Origin of the sequence: Mesorhizobium sp. M0030, assembly GCF_040323695.1 — a bacterium.
Taxonomy (GTDB): Bacteria; Pseudomonadota; Alphaproteobacteria; order Rhizobiales; family Rhizobiaceae; genus Mesorhizobium.
In genome coordinates, this window is sequence record NZ_JAMYVE010000051.1 from 1 (window position 1) to 516 (window position 516).

At 63.8% G+C, this 516-nt stretch carries 1 pseudogene; it reads right to left on the bottom strand.

Annotated elements, in window-relative coordinates:
• Positions 1 to 516, bottom strand: a pseudogene (locus tag NKJ80_RS31425) (hypothetical protein); the annotation flags it as partial.

The window sequence follows — 516 nt, forward strand, 5'->3', positions numbered from 1 at the left end:
CGTGGTGTTGCCGAGCTTGCGCGAGAGCAGCGCGCCGTTGGCGTCGTAGGCGTATTTGAGTGTCGTCGATCCCGTCACCGCCTGGGCGAGCTGGGTGTTGGTGCTCGTGTAGGTGTAGGTGGTCGAGGTCGCTCCCCCGTTGACCAGCGAACGGGTCAGCCGGTTGCCGGCGGCATCATAGGTATAGCTGTCGTTGCCATAGGTACCCACCCCGTTCGTGACCCGCCCGACCAGATCATACTGGAAGGTTTGCGTCAGGCTGGGAGTCACCCCATCGGTTAGGCTGGCGATGTGGCTGGCCGCATCGTAGCCGATGGTGAGATCCTGAGCGGCGCCGGCCTGGATCCGGGTCAACCGGTAATCCTGGTCGTAGCTGTAGGTCATCTGCACGCCGTTGCCCTGCGCCAGGGCGTTCATCGAGCCGAACGGCAGGTATTGCCCTCCCGAGGCAAGCGTCACCGTCGAAGCCGTGACGTTCAGCTTGCTTGTGATGCCAACGACGCGGCCTTGCGCATC